14 protein-coding genes and 1 riboswitch are annotated in these 18,405 nt (G+C 42.7%); of the genes, 8 read left to right on the top strand and 6 right to left on the bottom strand.

Annotation, left to right across the window (positions count from 1 at the left end):
- Nucleotides 1-8: 8 nt before the first annotated feature.
- Both SPD53_RS04290 and rarD read right to left on the bottom strand, forming a co-directional pair.
- Complete coding sequence (locus SPD53_RS04290; RefSeq protein WP_336251731.1) at nucleotides 9-1,718, bottom strand: O-acetylhomoserine aminocarboxypropyltransferase/cysteine synthase family protein; 1,710 nt, start codon at nucleotides 1,716-1,718, stop codon at nucleotides 9-11.
- A gap of 119 nt (nucleotides 1,719-1,837) precedes the next feature.
- A riboswitch (SAM riboswitch) is annotated at nucleotides 1,838-1,955 on the bottom strand.
- Nucleotides 1,956-2,219: 264 nt separating this feature from the next.
- Complete coding sequence (gene rarD, locus SPD53_RS04285; RefSeq protein ID WP_336251730.1) at nucleotides 2,220-3,125, bottom strand: EamA family transporter RarD; 906 nt, start codon at nucleotides 3,123-3,125, stop codon at nucleotides 2,220-2,222.
- A 275-nt stretch (nucleotides 3,126-3,400) separates the two neighbouring features.
- Here rarD and megL point away from each other — a divergent pair, with 275 nt between their 5' ends.
- From megL to SPD53_RS04270, 3 genes are all read left to right on the top strand, one after another.
- Nucleotides 3,401-4,585, top strand: a complete 1,185-nt coding sequence (gene megL / locus SPD53_RS04280) for a methionine gamma-lyase (protein ID WP_336251729.1) — start codon at nucleotides 3,401-3,403, stop codon at nucleotides 4,583-4,585.
- Between the two features lie 310 nt (nucleotides 4,586-4,895).
- Entirely contained in the window at nucleotides 4,896-6,332 is a 1,437-nt protein-coding gene (cls, locus tag SPD53_RS04275) for a cardiolipin synthase (RefSeq protein ID WP_156854151.1), read from the top strand.
- 21 nt (nucleotides 6,333-6,353) lie between these two features.
- Nucleotides 6,354-6,875, top strand: coding sequence for an acyl-CoA thioesterase (locus SPD53_RS04270; RefSeq protein ID WP_336251728.1), 522 nt, complete (start codon nucleotides 6,354-6,356; stop codon nucleotides 6,873-6,875).
- A 381-nt stretch (nucleotides 6,876-7,256) separates the two neighbouring features.
- Here SPD53_RS04270 and SPD53_RS04265 read toward each other — a convergent pair whose 3' ends face one another.
- Nucleotides 7,257-7,601, bottom strand: coding sequence for a winged helix-turn-helix transcriptional regulator (locus SPD53_RS04265; RefSeq protein WP_156854155.1), 345 nt, complete (start codon nucleotides 7,599-7,601; stop codon nucleotides 7,257-7,259).
- Nucleotides 7,602-7,813: 212 nt separating this feature from the next.
- Between SPD53_RS04265 and SPD53_RS04260 the strand changes: the two genes are divergently transcribed.
- Nucleotides 7,814-9,058 carry an aminopeptidase gene (locus tag SPD53_RS04260; protein WP_336251727.1) on the top strand — a complete coding sequence of 415 codons (1,245 nt, stop codon included), beginning with the start codon at nucleotides 7,814-7,816 and terminating at the stop codon, nucleotides 9,056-9,058.
- A 35-nt stretch (nucleotides 9,059-9,093) separates the two neighbouring features.
- On the opposite strand, the gene recQ is transcribed toward SPD53_RS04260, so the two are convergent.
- The 3 genes from recQ to SPD53_RS04245 all read right to left on the bottom strand — a co-directional run bounded on the left by recQ (nucleotide 9,094) and on the right by SPD53_RS04245 (nucleotide 12,919).
- A complete protein-coding gene (gene recQ, locus SPD53_RS04255; RefSeq protein WP_336251726.1) occupies nucleotides 9,094-11,238 on the bottom strand; it encodes a DNA helicase RecQ in 2,145 nt (714 codons plus the stop codon).
- 70 nt (nucleotides 11,239-11,308) lie between these two features.
- Entirely contained in the window at nucleotides 11,309-11,497 is a 189-nt protein-coding gene (locus SPD53_RS04250) for an SE1832 family protein (RefSeq protein WP_156854161.1), read from the bottom strand.
- A gap of 318 nt (nucleotides 11,498-11,815) precedes the next feature.
- Nucleotides 11,816-12,919, bottom strand: a complete 1,104-nt coding sequence (locus SPD53_RS04245; RefSeq protein WP_373290784.1) for an AI-2E family transporter — start codon at nucleotides 12,917-12,919, stop codon at nucleotides 11,816-11,818.
- Nucleotides 12,920-13,090: 171 nt separating this feature from the next.
- Here SPD53_RS04245 and SPD53_RS04240 point away from each other — a divergent pair, with 171 nt between their 5' ends.
- The 4 genes from SPD53_RS04240 to SPD53_RS04225 all read left to right on the top strand — a co-directional run bounded on the left by SPD53_RS04240 (nucleotide 13,091) and on the right by SPD53_RS04225 (nucleotide 18,317).
- Nucleotides 13,091-14,830, top strand: a complete 1,740-nt coding sequence (locus SPD53_RS04240; protein WP_336251725.1) for a phospho-sugar mutase — start codon at nucleotides 13,091-13,093, stop codon at nucleotides 14,828-14,830.
- 338 nt (nucleotides 14,831-15,168) lie between these two features.
- Nucleotides 15,169-15,960 (top strand): TerC family protein, encoded by a 792-nt coding sequence (locus SPD53_RS04235; protein ID WP_336251724.1) that lies wholly within the window; start codon nucleotides 15,169-15,171, stop codon nucleotides 15,958-15,960.
- Between the two features lie 337 nt (nucleotides 15,961-16,297).
- Entirely contained in the window at nucleotides 16,298-16,738 is a 441-nt protein-coding gene (locus SPD53_RS04230; RefSeq protein ID WP_156854167.1) for an OsmC family protein, read from the top strand.
- A gap of 184 nt (nucleotides 16,739-16,922) precedes the next feature.
- The gene (locus tag SPD53_RS04225; protein WP_156854521.1) at nucleotides 16,923-18,317 is read left to right on the top strand and encodes an L-cystine transporter; all 1,395 of its coding nucleotides are present in this window, start codon (nucleotides 16,923-16,925) and stop codon (nucleotides 18,315-18,317) included.
- The last annotated feature ends 88 nt before the right edge of the window (nucleotides 18,318-18,405 follow it).

Raw genomic sequence — 18,405 nt, 5'->3', positions numbered from 1 at the left:
AAAAATTGTTATATTTCGATTGCTTCTTTTGCTGCTTTACTGCCACGGATACGGTCTAATTCATCCGCAATGGACTTGCTTTCGATCACGTGAATGCCTGCTGCTTGTGCATATTCTGCTGCTGCACCATCGATGTTATTTTCAATCCAAAGAATTTTGCTTTCTTTATTGATAAGTTGCTCGATTGTTTCTTTCGGAAGTTCTTCTGCATTTACTACAAGAGCATCAAGGGTTTCGGAAGTGCCATTCAATTGTTTTGGCTCCTCAACCGCTACAACTTCAAAACCGTAGTTACGCAACTTCTTCTCGGTTGCTTCATCAACACCAGTAACTGCAATTGTTTTCTTTCTCAACCCATTGGAGCGATCGAAAGGCGAATGGAGCAACCAGTTAGCTGCGTCATCCGCAGTCGGTGTGAATTGTGGTGCTTCACCAGTTGCTTTTGCAATAGCTTGGTCAAGGTCTTTCAAGATATCTTTCGTTGACTCAAGACCAATTGATAGCCGGACAAGCTCTTCAGGCGTACCACTCTTTTGTAAGTCCTCTGCACTTAGTTGTTGGTGTGTCGTTGAAGCGGGATGAATAATAAGGGATTTCGAATCTCCAACGTTTGCCACATGGGACCAGAGGGTAATGTTATCGATCAGCTTACGTCCTGCTTCCCGGCCACCTTTAATACCAAATGTAATTATAGATCCTGCGCCTCGGTTTAAATACTTTTTCCCCAATTCATAGGAGGGGTGCTCCTCAAGCCCCGGATAGTTGACCCATTCAACAGCAGGGTGGTTCTTCAGGTACTTAACGACCTCTTTCGTATTTTCCAAATGACGATCGATACGTACTTGTAAAGACTCTAGCCCTTGAATGAAAGTGAATGCGCTCTTTGGACTTAGTGATGCACCAATATCACGTAGAAGTTGAACACGTAATTTTGTTGCATATGCAGCCGGTCCTACATCTACGTATTTTAAACCTTTATAGCTTTCGTCCGGTGTTGTGAACTCAGGGAAACGCGGGTTATCCCAGTTGAAGCGTCCACCATCAATAACGACACCACCGATAGTTGAACCATGACCGCCAATCCATTTCGTTGCCGAGTGGATCACAATATCTGCGCCCCAGCTAATTGGTTTTGTGATGAATGGGGTTGCAAATGTATTATCGATAATGAGTGGAAGCCCATTTTCATGCGCGATTTCAGCAACTGCTTCAATATCAAATACGTTCAAGCTTGGGTTCGTAATCGTTTCCCCGAATATTGCTTTCGTTTTATCCGTGATTGCTGTTCGGAAATTCTCCGGGTTTGTTCCGTCTACTAGCTTAAATGTGATTCCGTATTTCGGTAAGGTGTTTAGGAACAGGTTATACGTTCCACCGTAAAGATTGCTGTCCGCAATGATTTCATCACCGGTTCCAGCGATGTTTAGAATAGCGAGCGTAATAGCAGCCATTCCAGAAGATGTTGCCACTGCTCCTACACCATCTTCAAGATCTGCAATCCGTTGTTCAAAAGCTGCGACGGTCGGGTTGGTGATTCTTGTATAAATGTTTCCTGCTTCTGCGAGCCCGAAAAGATTTTGTGCATGCTCCGTATCCCGGAAAACATAGGAAGTTGTTTCATAAATCGGAACCGCTCTTGCCCGTGATGTTGGATCTGCTTCCTCTTGACCAGAGTGAAGAGCTTGTGTTTCTAAATTGAAAATGTTGAATTCTGACATTGATAATTCCTCCTTGGTTTTGAAAAATATGTAGCTTGGAATGTTTTGGAGAGAGGGGAATAATTAAAACGCCCCCCTTCCTTAAGAAGAGGGGCGTATAGTTTACTATACATATCCTCCTCTTATCTTCCAGATCCGGGTAGATCTGTAGGATTTAGCACCATTAAAAGTAAAATTGCTTACTTCAAGGTTGCCGGGCTTCATCGGGCCTAATCCCTCCGCCGCTCTTGATAAGAAGATTTCTTGCTACAGATTTGCTAGAAGCGCGTTAATTGCGCTACTTGAAAATCTTTTATAAATTTACAGACGATTATAACGTTTAATCCAGACTAATGTCAACCCCTTTAGTTGGTATTTTAAAAAAGATTGATACTGGGACATGGGGTCAGAGCATTTGTCCCGCTGGCCTGGGACATGGGGGTCAGAGCAACTGTCCCGCAGGCGCTGGGACATTGGGGTCAGTGTATCTGTCCCACTGGGACAAGTGCTCTGACCCCATTCTTATGTATTTGCCTGTCTTTTCGCTGGGTGATGATATACCGAGCTTAAATAGAGAATTAATGCAAACCAGATAAATAAAAAGGCGATAAATTTTTCTATTGAAAAAGCTTCATGATAGACGAATACTCCTAGGAAGAGCATGATCGTCGGTGTAATGAATTGTAAAATCCCTACCATAGATAGCGGAATTGCTTTTGCTCCATTAGCAAATAATAAAAGTGGGATTGCTGTGGCGATCCCTGCGCCAATAAGTAAAAGATTTGTCCCAGATATAGCAGGGGACAGAGTGAAAGCTTGACGTGGTAGCAGGAAAAGGTAGCCCGCTGCAATTGGTGTAACTAGCATCGTTTCAATCGTTAGGCCATGGGTGGAGCTAATGTTGATTTTCTTTTTTAGAAGCCCATAGATTGCAAAGCTTGTTGCAAGGGCAAGTGAGACCCAGGGAAAGACACCGCTTGATACGCTCAGATAAAGGACACTTATGGCACACAGAAGAAAGGCAAATCCTTGTCGCATCGTTACTTGTTCCCTTAAAACGACAATACCTAAGAAAATGCTCATTAATGGATTAATATAATAGCCTAGGCTTGCTTGGAGGACGTAACCATTCGCGACTGCCCAAATGAATAAGAACCAATTCGTCGAGATAAGAATTGAAGCAGCTGCAATAGCTAATAGAGCCTTTGGATTTCGTAATAAATTTCGGCACGTATGGAGAAACGAACGGAATTGTTTGATTGTAAGCAGTAAAGCAATCATGAAAATGAATGACCAGACAATTCGATGGGCGAGCGTTTCCATTGGATTCACATGATCGAGAAGTTTCCAGTACATTGTTAAGAAACCCCAAAGCAAATATGCACTAAACGTATATAACGTACCTAACTTCATTTCCCTCGATTCCATCGTCACCAATCCCCCATCCTAACCCCTCTGTAAGTATAAAAACAATATTAAGACTAATTACGCAAAAACGCAAGAATCGGGACAGGGGGTCAGAGCATTTGTCCCGCTGGTAGGTGGGACATTGGGGTCAGTGTAACTGTCCCATTGGGACAAATGCTCTGACCCCAAGTGTCCCAACTCCCTCGGAAAACGCTTTCATAATAGTGTTTTTTCTTGTATGCTAGTTATAGAGATATTGCTTCATTTTGAAATGAGAAGTAAAGGGGAGGAAGCATATGACAAAGAAATATCAAAGGTTTGAAACTGCAGTGATTCATGAGGGTTATGATGAAAAGGAAATGCTCGGAAGTCTGTCCATTCCACTATTTCAAACATCCACTTATGTTTTTGATACGGCAGAACAAGGCGAAAGACGATTTAGCGGGGAAGAGGAGGGATTTGTTTATTCGCGTTTAGGAAATCCGACCGTTCGTGTCCTTGAGGAGCGGATTGCCCGGCTTGAAAATGGAGAGAAAGGTCTTGCTTTTGCTTCAGGTATGGCGGCTGTTTCGGCGGTTTTATTATCCTTAACGAAGGCAAATGATCATGTTTTATGCTCTGCTGGGCTTTACGGATGCACGTACGGATTATTAACACTGATGAAGGAAAAATACAATATCACGTCAGACTTCTCCCTGCTTGACTCAGAAGATGCAATCCACGCTAAAATAAAACCAGAAACCGCATTGATTTATGTTGAAACACCGATCAATCCTACAATGAAGCTTATTGATTTGGAACTTGTAACAAAAGTTGCGAAAGAATATAGTATTCCAGTCGTCGTGGACAATACGTTCTCTACACCTTATTTACAGCGCCCGCTTGATTTAGGCTGTGACGTCGTTCTTCATAGTGCTACGAAATATATTGGAGGCCATGGTGATGTCATTGCTGGTCTTGTCGTCGGTAAAGCAGATTTTATTGATGATTTGGCAATCACCGCACGTAAGGACATTGGCGGAATAATGTCACCATTTGATGCGTGGTTGCTGCTCCGCGGCTTGAAAACATTGCCCATTCGAATGGACCGCCACTGTGAAAATGCAGCTAATATTTTTGAAAAGTTAAAAGGGCATCCAAAAGTTGCTTCGATATATTTTCCGGGCGATACGGAATCAAGTGACGGAAAAATTGCAGCAAAGCAGATGCGTAAGAGTGGCGGAATGATTTCTTTTGAAATAAAAGGAAGTAAACAAGATGCCCAGCACTTTATGAACCGCTTGAATTTTATTAAAATTGCAGTGAGTCTCGGGGATGTGGAGACATTGATTGAACATCCAGCAACAATGACACATGCAGTCGTGCCGGAAGCGTCTCGTTTAAAGATGGGCATTACCGATCAATTGATCCGGCTCTCGATCGGGCTTGAAGCTTGGGAAGATATTTGGGATGACTTGGAACAAGCGCTAGAGCATGTATAAAGTGAAACTCATTCTGTGGGGTATTACAGACTGTTAATACGTATAAATGGAAAGAAGCATCTTATTCCGATTTGGGGTAGGATGTTTTTTGTGTTCAAGCTGTCTTCGTAGGGTATATTAATTGAGGTAAATGCTTTGCCCCACTTTCTAACAGAAACCGGGACAAAAGCTCTGACCCCGATGTCCCAACCCCGATGTCCCACCACACCGGGACAAATGCTCTGACCCCAATGTCCCGCTCGAAGTGGTGGGGGAGTTGTGCTATATTATAGTATATTAGTTGATTTGATTGATGAAGAGGGCTGGTTGGATGAGTTTAGTTGCAATTTTGTTGAACATTACAATATTAGTTAATATCATTCTCGGGTTGTCGATTATCTTTCTGGAGCGGAAAAACGCTTCGTCCACCTGGGCTTGGCTTATGGTCCTTTTATTTATCCCAGTTGCTGGATTTATTCTTTATTTAATCTTTGGAAAGCCAATCAGTAATGGACGGATTTTTGTCTGGGACACGAAGAGTAAACTCGGATTAAAGGCGGCGGTTCAGTCTCAGCTTCGTGATATTGAAAATGATGAACTCGAATATAGCGACGCAGATATGAAAAAATATGCGAGCCTGGTTTATTTAAATTTACGAACAGATTCTTCCCTTTTATCTCAGAACAACGCGGTTGATATACTTCTCGACGGAGAGGAGAAGTTTGAACGCTTGATGCAAGACATGCGGCGGGCGAAAGAACATATCCATTTAATTTATTATATTGTTCGCAATGACGAGCTCGGCATGAAACTAGCCGATGTCATGATCAAGAAGGCCAATGAAGGTGTCACCGTCCGTTTCCTTTATGATGCAATGGGCTCACGCCGTTTAAGTAAAAAATATGTGAAGCGACTTCGCGATGCCGGTGTTCAAGTCGAAGCTTTTTTCCCAGCAAAACTCGTCAATTTTAAAATAAATTACCGTAACCACCGAAAACTCGCAATCATTGATGGGAAAATCGGCTATATCGGGGGATTCAATATCGGTGATGAGTATCTTGGTAAAGATAAAAAATTTGGTTACTGGCGCGATACCCATCTGCGTGTAAAGGGTTCTGCCGTCGAAGGGATGCAGACGCGGTTTATCCTTGACTGGAACCAAGCAGCTAAAAGTAATATCCATTATGAAGACCACTATTATCAATCGGAAAAAGCAGGAGACGCCGGCATGCAAATCGTCTCGAGCGGTCCGGATCAGGATTTAGAACAGATAAAGAATGCGTATATAAAGATGATACTCGAGGCAAAGGAATATATTTATATTCAGACGCCTTACTTCATTCCGGATGAAAGCTTGCGGGATGCGCTAAGACTTGCAGCATTATCTGGAGTGGATGTAAAGGTCATGATCCCGAATAAACCGGATCATCCATTTGTCTACTGGGCAACCTTATCCTACAGTGGGGACTTGCTCGAAGCGGGCGGAGAAATTTATATTTACCAGAACGGTTTCATGCATGCGAAGACACTAATCGTCGACGGAAAAATATCAACGGTTGGAACGGCGAATATTGATGTACGCAGTTTCCGCCTGAATTTTGAAGTGAGTGCCTTGATCTATGATAAGGAAATTACCGAAGAGCTCGTCGAAGCATTCCATGACGACATTCGCCGATCCACACAAATGACGAAGAAACTGTATGAGAAACGCTCGCTTGGAATCAAATTGAAAGAATCGATATCACGCTTATTATCACCAGTTCTATAAGAGAACATCAAGGAGGACACCATGAAAGCAAAACCTTGTTCCAACTCATTAGCAATTAAAACAACCCACGTTCACCCGCCGGATACAAACGTCCATAATACATTATTCGGTGGAAGGCTTTTAGCGCATATTGACGACTTAGCGGCAATTTCGGCTGTAAAGCATTGCCGAAATCCTGTCGTTACGGCGTCGATTGACTCGGTTGACTTCTTAACCCCTGTACGGGCAGGGGACGCGATTTTAATCGAATCATTCGTTACGTGGACACGGAATACATCGATGGAAGTTTTTGTCCGGGTCATTACGGAGAATCTCGTAACGGAGGAAAAGGAAGTATGTAACACCGCTTTTCTTACCTTTGTAGCAATTGATGAATACGGCAGACCAACTCCAGTTCCGCCAGTTTACCCGGAGACCGATTATGAGAAGACGCTGCACGAGTCTGCACCCGAACGTGCCGAACAACGCAGAGAACGCCGGAATAAATCGAAAACTTTCGCTCAAAAAATTGGCTCCGAATATATTTGGGACAGAAACAAGTAGAAGAGAGGGACCAGCAGCTCTTAACCATTTTCTGTTTGGAGCAGCTACACAACAACCTCATAGCAAAAATGAGGTGTCCCTATGTTAAAAAACAAACACATATGCAACAACTTAAAGGAGGCATGGTTTTACAACTATCGCCTCCTTTTAAAAACGTTGCAACGGGTTAGGAAAATGAATTAAATTAGAAGAAAGCCCGCAAAAAGCGAGAGGTATCGGGATTACAGACCCCCAGATGAAAGCTGTACTTACGCTGAATGAAAGTAATCCACTCTTTCAGGCTGCGAAATTGGGTGAATGTAAAATAGGGCTTAGGGAAGTAAATTCGCTAAGCCCTTAAAATGTGCCCAAGGTAATGAAATCAGGCGCACATCTGTCTATTTATTTTACCTTGTCCTCTTTCTCCGTCTCTACCTCTTCTTTCGTAACATGCTCCTCCGCCCAAGCCTGAATTTCGCGGATGACCGGCTCGAGCGCACGGCCTTTTTCAGAAAGCGAATATTCAATCCGGACAGGGAACTCAGAATATATTTTCCGCTCGACAATACCTTCTTTTTCGAGCATCTTCAAGCGATCGGAGAGCAATCTGCCACTAATAGGTAAATTAGCTTCCATCTCTGAGAAACGTTTTGTCCCTTTCAGCAACTCAAATAAGATTAAGCCTACCCAGCGGGTACTTAATAACCCCATCGCCTTTTCAAAACGTGGACATAAGATTTCCTCCATATTGATCACCTCACTAATCCAATGTCAAGCCTTAAGAAAAGGGATTACAGTAATTACAAAAAGTAACTTAATATTAAGTTTACCATAAAATAGCTTCGTTCGCAATAAGGGATAAGGCAGGTCCAATGATTTTGTCTACAAAAAAGTTGGTGAATTCTTCAATTTATGAAATAATAGAATGTATACAATTTGAACCAATTGGAGGTCATAAAATGGCAAGTATCGAATTGCAAGAAAAATATGCTGAACTCGCTTTAAAAACTGGCGTCAACTTAGAGAAGGGGCAGGCACTCATGATCAATGCTCCACTCGAGGGTGCAGATTTTACAAAGATTGTGGCAAGGAGGGCATACGAAATCGGGGCGAAAGATGTCCATATCAACTGGGTGGATGATGAGTTAACGCTCTTGAAATACCAGTATGCACCGGACGAGGTCATTGCTTCATTCCCGGAATGGCGCGTTAAATTGCATGATGAATTTGCAGAAGATGGGGCAGCCATACTTCATATCCGTTCGACAAACCCGGATTTATTAAAAGATATTGATCCATCTCGTGTAGCCGCAGCAAATAAAGCAGCAGCTGAAGCAATGGTTAATTTCCGCAAATATACGATGAATGACAAGATTCCTTGGTCAATTATATCCATTCCATCTAAAGACTGGGCCCAAAAGATTTTCCCTGATAAATCTCCAGAGGATGCGGTAGAAAGTTTATGGGAAGCCATCTTGAAAATCGTCCGTGTTGACCAAGCCGATCCGCTTGCCGCATGGGATAAGCATAATGCAACATTGAAAAAGGCTCGTGAAGTTCTAAATAACAAGAATTATAAAAAGTTAATCTTAAAAGCACCAGGTACAGAGCTCGATCTCGAATTACCAGAAGGGCATATTTGGAAGGGCGGTTCGGCGGTTGCGGAAACCGGTGTTACGTTCAATCCGAACATCCCGACAGAAGAAGTCTTCTCCTTGCCGCATAAATATGGTGTAAACGGTACGGTTTCAAGCACGAAACCATTGAACTACGGCGGAAGCTTAATCGACAACTTCCAGCTGACTTTCAAAGATGGTAAAGTAGTCGATTTCAAAGCGGAAGAGGGAGAAGAGGTACTCAAGCACTTACTCAATTCCGATGAAGGAGCTCGTCGTCTCGGTGAAATTGCGCTCGTCCCAGATGAATCCCCGGTATCTCAATCTGGACTCATTTTCTATAACACGCTTTTTGACGAAAACGCCTCTTGCCACATTGCGTTGGGTAAAGCTTATCCGACCAACTTAAAAGGCGGCTCTGAAATGAGTGATGAGGAATTGGACAAACACGGTGTTAATGATAGCCTCATCCACGTCGACTTCATGATCGGTTCCGACAAGCTTGATATCGACGGCGTCAAACAAGACGGCACAACCGAACCTGTCTTCCGTAAAGGTACATGGGCACTGAATGTAAAAGGGGAATAAAAAAGTGGGACATTGGGGTCAGAGCCCTTGTCCCACTACATCATGCCATTTTTCACTAACACAGCTTTAATTTTCAAATACGTATAGCTTTCAGGTAAGGCTTCTTTCAGCGGTTTTAACCGTTCTTCCTCCATTCCTTCTTTTGCCTTCAGTACTTCCGCTTCTTCTTCCTCATTAAAAAAGATATTCCAAGCAAGGGTAAATCCATCTTTATATGCTTTAAATAAATGATTCTCAATCGTTTGATCCTTAAATCCGCGAATTGCAGCTATTTCTTTAATTGTTTTGCCGGATTGGAAAAGATTGTAGCTAACGAGATGACTTGGCCCTTCGTCATCTGTATCCTTTTTCCGGACAACCGGTGTGTCGGCAGAAATAAGCACTTTTACTTCCACATCTGGATTACGTGCACGCCAGTCTTGTAGAAGGGTAAGGAAGCTTTCCCCGTATTGTTCAAACTTAACCTCACCAATTCCCTTGATTTGCAGCATCTCTTCTTTCGTTTGCGGGAAATATCGGCTTAGTTCTTTTAATGTAGCGTCGGAAAAGAGAATATACGGCGGCAGATTCTTCTCATCGGCTATTTCCTTCCGGAGTGCTCGCAGTTCGGTGAACAATCCAACATGGAAATCGGAATCTCCTGTCGTTGGAATTGGCGCAGTATACATTTCTACCGGTCGTTCACCCTTCAAGACGTCGACAGAATTCTGATTCAAGCGGATCGTTGGATAACGTCCTTCTTCAATTGCCAGCAGATTTTCCGCAATTAAAAAGTGAATCATTTCAGTAATTTCCTTTTCGGTATACCGAGAAAGCAGCCCGTATGTTGTGAGGCGTGTTAGATCAAATTGAACAATCTTTTTATCCCTTGACCCTTTCAGTACCTTGGCCGTCATACTGACACCGAACCGTTCATTCATTCGCTTGACACACGAAAGAATCATTTGCGCTTCTTCCGTAATATCAGTTTTCTCCTGAAGTTCCGTACAATTGCTGCAACGCTCGCAGCTTGCATATGGAGTGGTATCATCAAAATATTCCAGGATGAAGTTCGCGAGACACCCGTGGGTATGACAGTAATTAATCATTGCTTGAAGCTTGCGATATTCATTTTGTTTCGCATCTTCTTCCATCATCGATTGTTCAATTAAAAACTTCTGAACTTGCACATCCTGTGGTGAAAATAAAAGAATACAGTCACTCGCTTCTCCATCACGGCCAGCTCTTCCGGCTTCCTGGTAATAGGATTCAATATTCATCGGCATCGCATAGTGAATTACAAAACGAACGTTTGATTTATCGATTCCCATGCCAAATGCGTTCGTCGCAATTATAACCGTCACTTCATCATGGAGGAAAGCGGATTGAGCCTCTTGCCGCTCGAGTTCCGTAAGCCCGGCATGATATTTCGCAACAGAAAATCCACGCTGACTTAGCTGCGTTTGCAGATTGTCCGCCTGTTTCCGGGTTGCCGTGTAAATAATTCCTGGCTCATTTTTATGTTCGGTAAGGAAGCTGCGAATATACGTCTGCTTATCTTTCCCTTTAACCACATGAAAGGAGAGGTTTTCCCTAGCAAAGCCGGTGTTTACGGTCTGCTCGTTCTGAATGCTTAGTAGGGACTGAATATCTTCAACAACCTCCTCTGTCGCCGTTGCAGTAAGCGCGACAAAGACAGGAATATTGCCAAACTCCTTTAGGCGCGGGACAATCGAGCGGTAACTCGGTCTGAAATCATGCCCCCATTGGGAAATACAATGCGCTTCATCAAAGGCGACGAGCGAAATATGAATCTCTTGCATCAGTTCGGTGAAACGATAGGACTCAAAACGTTCTGGAGCGACATAGACAAACTTATATCTGCCTGCCGCAATTTCCCGCATCCGCATATCCTGTTCAGCGGCAGACAGGGAGCTGTTGATATAGGTTGCAGCAATTCCAAGGGATGCAAGTCCATCCACCTGATCTTTCATCAGTGAAATTAAAGGGGAGATAATGATTGCAGTACCTTCCATGGATAATCCGGGGATTTGATAGATTAGGGATTTACCTCCACCTGTAGGCATGACAGCAAGTGTATTTTTTCGTTCGAGTATATGGGAGATTGCTTCTTCTTGCCCAGGGCGGAATGCTTCATAACCGAAGTAGGTTTGCAGTATGTTTTTTTCTTTGACGAGCATGTCCAACACTCCTTCCTATGAAAATAATCGTATCATATTTTTACATAAAAAGAAGAGTAAAATTGCAAGTTTACTCTTCTTCCTCGATTTTCTCTAGTTGTTTGCGTAATTCGGCAATTTCTCCTTCGAGGCGTACGAGTTGGCCTTCTGCTGAGGATACTCTGCCTTTTACATATTCCAATTTATCCATATCACCTTGAATCCGGACGTAATCCGACTTCAGTTCATCCAATTTACCCAAAAGCTGCTCTTTATTCATCTTCTAAAAAGTCCCCTTTCCCAAAGCCTTTGTATCTATTGTAATATGATTTCGGATAGATTCCTAGGGAAAAAGCTAAACCATAATTAGAGGGCTAGCCCCGCTCCGGGAATATACTGCGCGATTGATGAGCCTCCCCGCAGGCAAGCCTGCTGTAGGGTCTCATCAATGCCTCTCACCCTGTTGGAGTCTCCGTATATTCCCAGAGCTAATTAAGTGGGAAGTGGATTGTTCGATTTTCATTCTAATTTAGTCTGGAATGCAGACTTCCAGGAGAAAGTACAAGTGCGGAGTATTTCCTGGAATTAGACACACTGATCAAAACAACGCGTCTTCTCTATTTTTCTTAGAATCCACATATGTTTCGTAAAAATGAATAATGATCGTTCGGATGACGGCATAGAAGGGGACGGCGAATAGGATGCCGAGAAAGCCGGCGATACTTCCTGCTGCAAGGATGACTGTAATAATTGTAAGTGGATGGAGATGCAACACTTGCCCCATTACATTTGGTGAAATCAGTGTACTTTCAATCTGTTGGGCAACAATCATAATGATCGATACCCAAACAATGTTCCATGGATCTTGAAATGCCCCAACAATAATCGCCGGCGTTACAGCTAGAAAGGGTCCAAGATAAGGAATCACATTCGTTAACATTCCGAACAAAGCAAGTGCCAGCGCATAGTCCAAACCGATAATCGAATACCCGATCAAGAGAAGCACTCCGACAAAAAAGCTTACAATCAACTGTCCCTGGATGAATGCCGTTAAGACTTGATTGATTTTTAGCAATAAACTTCGGAGATTATAAGCCTTCTTCGGCTTGAAAAATTTCATAATAAACGGCAATAATTTTTCCCCATCCTTTAGCATAAAGAAAAGGAAAAATGGGATCAGCACGATCCCTGCTACAATACTGATAACTTGACCGATCAATCCACCGACGAAGGAAAATAAATGATTGATAATATCGTCAATGCGAGAAGGAATCTTGTCGGCGAAATCATCAACTGCCTGCAGTACCTGATCTGGTATGATCGTATAATTCGTTTCCCAGTAACTGATGAAGTCTTCAGCAACTTTAACCATCGCCGGGATTCCTTTTATCAGATTCGCTGTCTGATCACGGACAATTGGCCAAATATAAATGACAAAGAGAAAGGCGACGAGCAAAATAATGACGAATACCATAAGAATCGCGACAATACGATGGATTCTAAAACGTTCAAAAAAGTGCATCAACGGCTTCGTCAGATAATAAAGAATCCCTGCTCCGATAATCGGAAATGCTACCGCGCCAACCAATTTAAACAATGGCATAAATATAAAGTCATTGATTGAAACTAGCCAAATCAATAAGAAAATCAAAATCAGACCAACCAGCACTTCAAAAAAACGTTTATTCCTCACCAAAACCATACCCCCGAACCCACTAATCTATTATTCTCATTTTCCCTGCTTTTGTGCTTTTAAATTTATACTATATAATAGTATTATTAACAAAAACTCATGATTTTATTCATGATTCATAGAATAAAAGAATCTGCTGTGTTAATATTTTGATATATATACATATTTAGGGGGAGCGAAATGGCGAAAAACTGGGAACAAACCTTTGAAAAATGGCTTGCTTTCGAGAACTTGGATAGTAACCTCCAAGCCGAATTAAAGGATTTGAAAAACGATCCTAAAGAAACGGAAGATGCTTTTTACCAAGAGTTGACGTTCGGAACAGGAGGTATCCGCGGCGTGCTCGGACCCGGCACGAACCGGATGAATATATATACCGTAAGAAAAGCAGTCAATGGACTTGCAAATTACTTATTGGAGCATGTTGTGAATGCAAAACAACGCGGTGTTGCAATCGCTTATGATTCACGTTACATGTCCCAGGAATTTGCTGTTGAAGCGGCAAAAGTATTAGGGGCATATGGGATTCGCGCGTCTGTCTTTACATCAATCCGGCCTACCCCTGTTCTTTCCTATGCGGTTCGTTACTTGAACGCAGCAGCTGGGATTATGATTACGGCAAGTCATAACCCGCCACAATACAATGGGCTTAAAGTCTACAACGAACAAGGCGGCCAAATTCTACTGGAAGAAGCGGAGCAAATTACAGCAGCAATTCAAGCGACAGGGGATGAACTGCAAGTACCGGTCCGTGACAAGAAGGAATTAGAAGATGAATTGCTGCTTTACTGGCTAGGTGAAGAAGTAGACCGCTCCTACCTGGAAAATCTTATTGGAATGACGAAGATGGGCGAGGAAGAACTTGAACGAGAAAAGGATCTGAAAATCATTTACACGCCGCTTCACGGAACAGGGACAGACTTGGTTGCGCGCGGATTTAAACAACTGAATTTCCCAAATGTCACTATTGTGGAGGAACAAGCAGTCGCAGATCCAGAATTCTCGACCGTTGAATCACCGAACCCGGAAGAACATCAGGCATTTAAGCTGGCGATACAGTATGGGGAAAAAGAGAATGCCGATGTCCTACTTGCGACAGACCCGGATGCCGACCGGCTTGGAGCAGCTGTTAAAAATAAGGCAGGCGAATATGTCGTCCTTACTGGAAACCAGCTCGGTTCTTTATTGCTCGATTATATTTTATCCCATAGCAATCTGAACGTTTACCGAAATGCCCGGATGATTAAAACAGTTGTCACGACAGAACTTGGCCGAGCGATTGCTGATTCTTATGGAGTAGAGACGATTGAAACACTCACTGGCTTTAAATATATCGCAGAGAAAATTGCAGGTTTTGATTCAACTGGTGAAACATTCATGTTTGGTTACGAGGAAAGTTACGGTTACCTTGCAAGTGGATTTACCCGTGATAAAGATGCTGTTCAAGCGGCGATGCTAACTGCGGAAATGGCCCATTACTGGAAGAGCCAAGGGAAGTCTGTTTTAGAAGCCCTTCATTCACTATATGAGAAACACGGCTATTACCTCGAAGGGCTCAATTCCTTAACACTCGAAGGAAAAGAAGGTTCAGAACAAATAGCTAAAATTATGGAAGAGATCCGTCACCGGCCAATGGAAGAAGTTGCTGGAATCCGTGTGGAAAAAGTCGAGAATTACGTAACGAGTGAACGTACGGACACAGCAACCGGCACGACTGAAACGATTAACTTGCCGCAAGAAAACATGATGAAATTCATTCTTGAAGAAGACGGCTGGGTTTGTTTCCGCCCATCAGGAACTGAACCGAAATTGAAATACTACTACGGTGTCCGGGACAAGAGCGAAGAAGCAAGCACGAAAAAGTTAGAAATGATACAAATTGCACTAGATGAAATTCTTGCAGAAATCATCAAAAAATAGCAAAAAACTTTCCTATTCATGTATAAATATTTTGATTTGGGGAACAGTAGAATAGAAAAAGTTTTTACAAATCGCATATGTTTTCCCTGTATGGGGTAAAGATTGACATTTTAACTAGAATAGTGTTTAATATTCCTAAAGATTCCTAAAGGGGAGTAGCTGTACAATTTAAGTCGTCATTACGAGATACCTATCTCCGGCTTGATTGGCAACAATTGTTGTTAGCGAGACCTTTACCCATCGCAGGTAAAGGTCTTTTTCTGTGGCCTTTATCTATAAAGGCCATTTTTTTGTGCCTAAAACCACGCTGAGGGAAGCAGGAGAAGGAGTGTGTACCAATGGGTGCAGATTTGATTTTAGAATATTTATGGGTATTGATCGTTTTAATCGGTCTGGAAGGACTGCTTGCTGCAGATAATGCGCTCGTATTAGCGATTATGGTAAGGCATTTACCGGAAAAACAACGAAAAAGAGCTCTGTTTTATGGACTGGCAGGTGCCTTTGTCCTTCGTTTCGGTTCTTTATTAGTCATTTCTTACCTCGTAGAATTTTGGTGGATACAAGCGCTAGGCGCGATATACTTACTTGGAATTGCAGCTAAAAACTTATACGACCGTTTCAAATCGAAAAGTCCAGAGGAAGCGAGCATTCCAAGGGATAGAGAACCCCTCAAGGAGGCAACACCGAAAGAATTTTGGTTTACGGTATTTAAAGTTGAATTCGCCGATCTTGCTTTTGCTATCGACTCCATATTGGCAGCTGTTGCACTCGCAGTAGCCCTGCCGCCTACTGGACTCGGTCATATTGGAAGTCTTGATGCTGGACAGTTTGCAGTTATTTTTGCCGGCGGGATGATCGGACTAATCATTATGCGATTTGCAGCGAATGTTTTCGTTGGTTTACTTGCTAAACGACCAGGTCTCGAGGTAGCGGCATTTCTCATTGTCGGATGGGTCGGGGTGAAGCTTGCTGTTCTTGTCCTAGCCCATAAAGATATTGCGCTTATTCCACAAGGATTCCCGCATACAACGGGCTGGAAGCTAACGTTTTACATCGTGCTCGTTCTAATCGCAGTTATCGGTTGGTTCTTATCGAAGAAGACGACAACGGATACAGAAGACATTCAATAAATGCTAGATAGATGAGCTATGAAGAGAAACGACCGAGGTGGATTTTTCCTTGGTTTTTTTCTTTTAAGCAACTATAAAAGGGTAAGTTCGATTAAGTACGCTCACGTATGGGACAACATCGAACTATCTACCGTCCTGTAAGGCACAGTTTGTACGTTGCTGCGACTACTGTACGTGCTAGTACAAACGCTCTTCGGTGGGACGAGTAATCGTAGTCCCAGGCGCCCGCGTAACGAATCGCGTACCTAGCCTGTAAGGGCACTTGCGCCTTTGTTTTTTTGCTTCCTGTTAAGTAAATAGCAAAAATTATGCTACAATCGGGCTAAGAGGTGATTACATGGCGGAACATAATTTTTATTTGAAGGCGGAATGGCCGGGTGGAAGAAATAGTAGCGGTCGGATTGATGCTGGGAATTTAAAAACAGAGATTTCAATCCCTAAAGAAATGGATGGTCCGGGTATTGGTACGAATCCGGATGAAATGCTGCTTGGAGCAGCTGCGACCTGTTATGTCATCACACTAGCGGCGATGATCGAACGGGCGAATTTGCCACTGGAGGAAATGTCCCACGATGCTGAAGCAATTGTCGACGTGACAAATGGTGTGTTTACGTATAAAAAAATAATCCATAAGCCGACCGTAGTCTTAAAAGCTTCCGCAACGGATGAAGAACATGCGAAATTGAAAAAGTTAGTCAAAAAAGCAGAAACGAGCTGTATGATTTCCCGTGCAATTAAAGGAAATGTTGAAATCGAACTTAAGGCTAATCTAAGATGAAGAAATGATTCCACCTCGGATTGTGGAATCATTTCTTTTATTTACAGAAAGCTTTAATCTCTTAAAGAAAAGCTAATAAACATGTAAATTTTCCTGATAAACTCATTTCTTGCACATCGGATTAATTCATAGTATAGTCTATATCAGATTAATTCTATGGGAATAATAATTTAGGAGGGAAATGATGGATATCGTCTTTATAGTTATAAATATTATTGTCTTATTAGCAATTATTGGCTTGCTGTATACAATGCAGAAAAAACATGTATCCTTTGCGAAGCGTGTCTTTACTGCAATGGGTCTGGGGATTGTTCTTGGTGCCGTCCTGCAGATTATTTACGGAGCGGAGTCGGATGTGTTAACCGGGACGCTTGACTGGTACGATATTGTAGGAAGCGGATATGTCCGTCTCCTGATGCTTATTGTCGTACCACTCGTAATGGTTTCCATTATTCGGGCAATCATCAACTTGGAGAAAACGAAACAACTTGGGAAAATGGCTGGCTGGGTTATCGGTATCTTAATTGGTACGACGATGATTGCAGCTGTTGTCGGAATTAGCTCTGCACTTATTTTTGATCTTTCTGCCGACCAGATTGAATCGGGTCAAGCGGAGAGTGACCGAGCGTTAGCACTTGAAGAGCGCTATTCGGATATGGAAGAGCAGACAACGCCTCAACGAATTTTAAACTTTATTCCAAACAATATTTTCCTTGATATGACTGGAGAGCGTCCGACATCTGTTATTGGTGTCGTTGTCTTTTCATTTATTACAGGTGTCGCCGTTTTAGGTGTCAGAAGGAAACAGCCGGAACAGGCAGAGCTCTTTGTTAAAGGTGTAAATGCGATTTATGCGGTTGTCATGCGGATCGTTACATTGATTCTTCGTCTAACACCATACGGAGTACTCGCGCTAATGACAAATATGGTTGCGACAACGAACTATGCGGGAGTGCTTGAACTCGGTAAATTCGTTCTTGCTTCTTATGTAGCGTTAATTGTCATGTTTATCATCCATTTGGTCCTAGTGTCAATCAGTGGTTTGAACCCATTCATTTACGTGAAAAAAGCTTTCCCTGCCCTTGCATTTGCATTTACATCCCGTTCAAGTGCCGGAGCGATTCCAATCAATATTCAAGCACAGAAGAACGGACTTGGAGTAGATGACGGAACAGCGAATATATCTGCCTCATTCGGTGCGACAATGGGACAAAACGGTTGTGCTGGTATTTATCCGGTTATGCTTGCCGTTATGATCGCTCCAACCGCAGGAATCAATCCATTGGCATTTGACTTTCTAATCCCGCTTGTTATCATCACAGCAATTAGTTCATTTGGTGTAGCGGGTGTAGGTGGTGGAGCTACATTTGCAGCAATTATCGTCCTTTCTTCCATGGGTCTTCCAGTCGGTCTGGCAGGTTTATTGATATCTGTTGAAGCATTAATCGACATGGGGCGTACTGCTTTGAACGTGAATGGAAGTATGGTTGCCGGCACACTTACATCCCGTATTCTCGGCACACATGATTCAGACAAATTTAATGATAAAGATTCCGTTGCTGATGAAGCAATCGTATAAGTTTACGCGAAAAAACCGTCTCTCCATAGGGATGGTTTTTTTTTGATTTCAAAAATATTACATTTTGTCATCTAGTTTACATGAGGCT

This window comes from Oceanobacillus sp. MO10714A (assembly GCF_037072045.1).
In the GTDB taxonomy this organism is placed as follows: domain Bacteria; phylum Bacillota; class Bacilli; order Bacillales; family Amphibacillaceae; genus Oceanobacillus; species Oceanobacillus indicireducens.
Note: the sequence above shows the minus strand (reverse complement) of the source record. Positions and strands in the feature narration are given on the sequence as shown.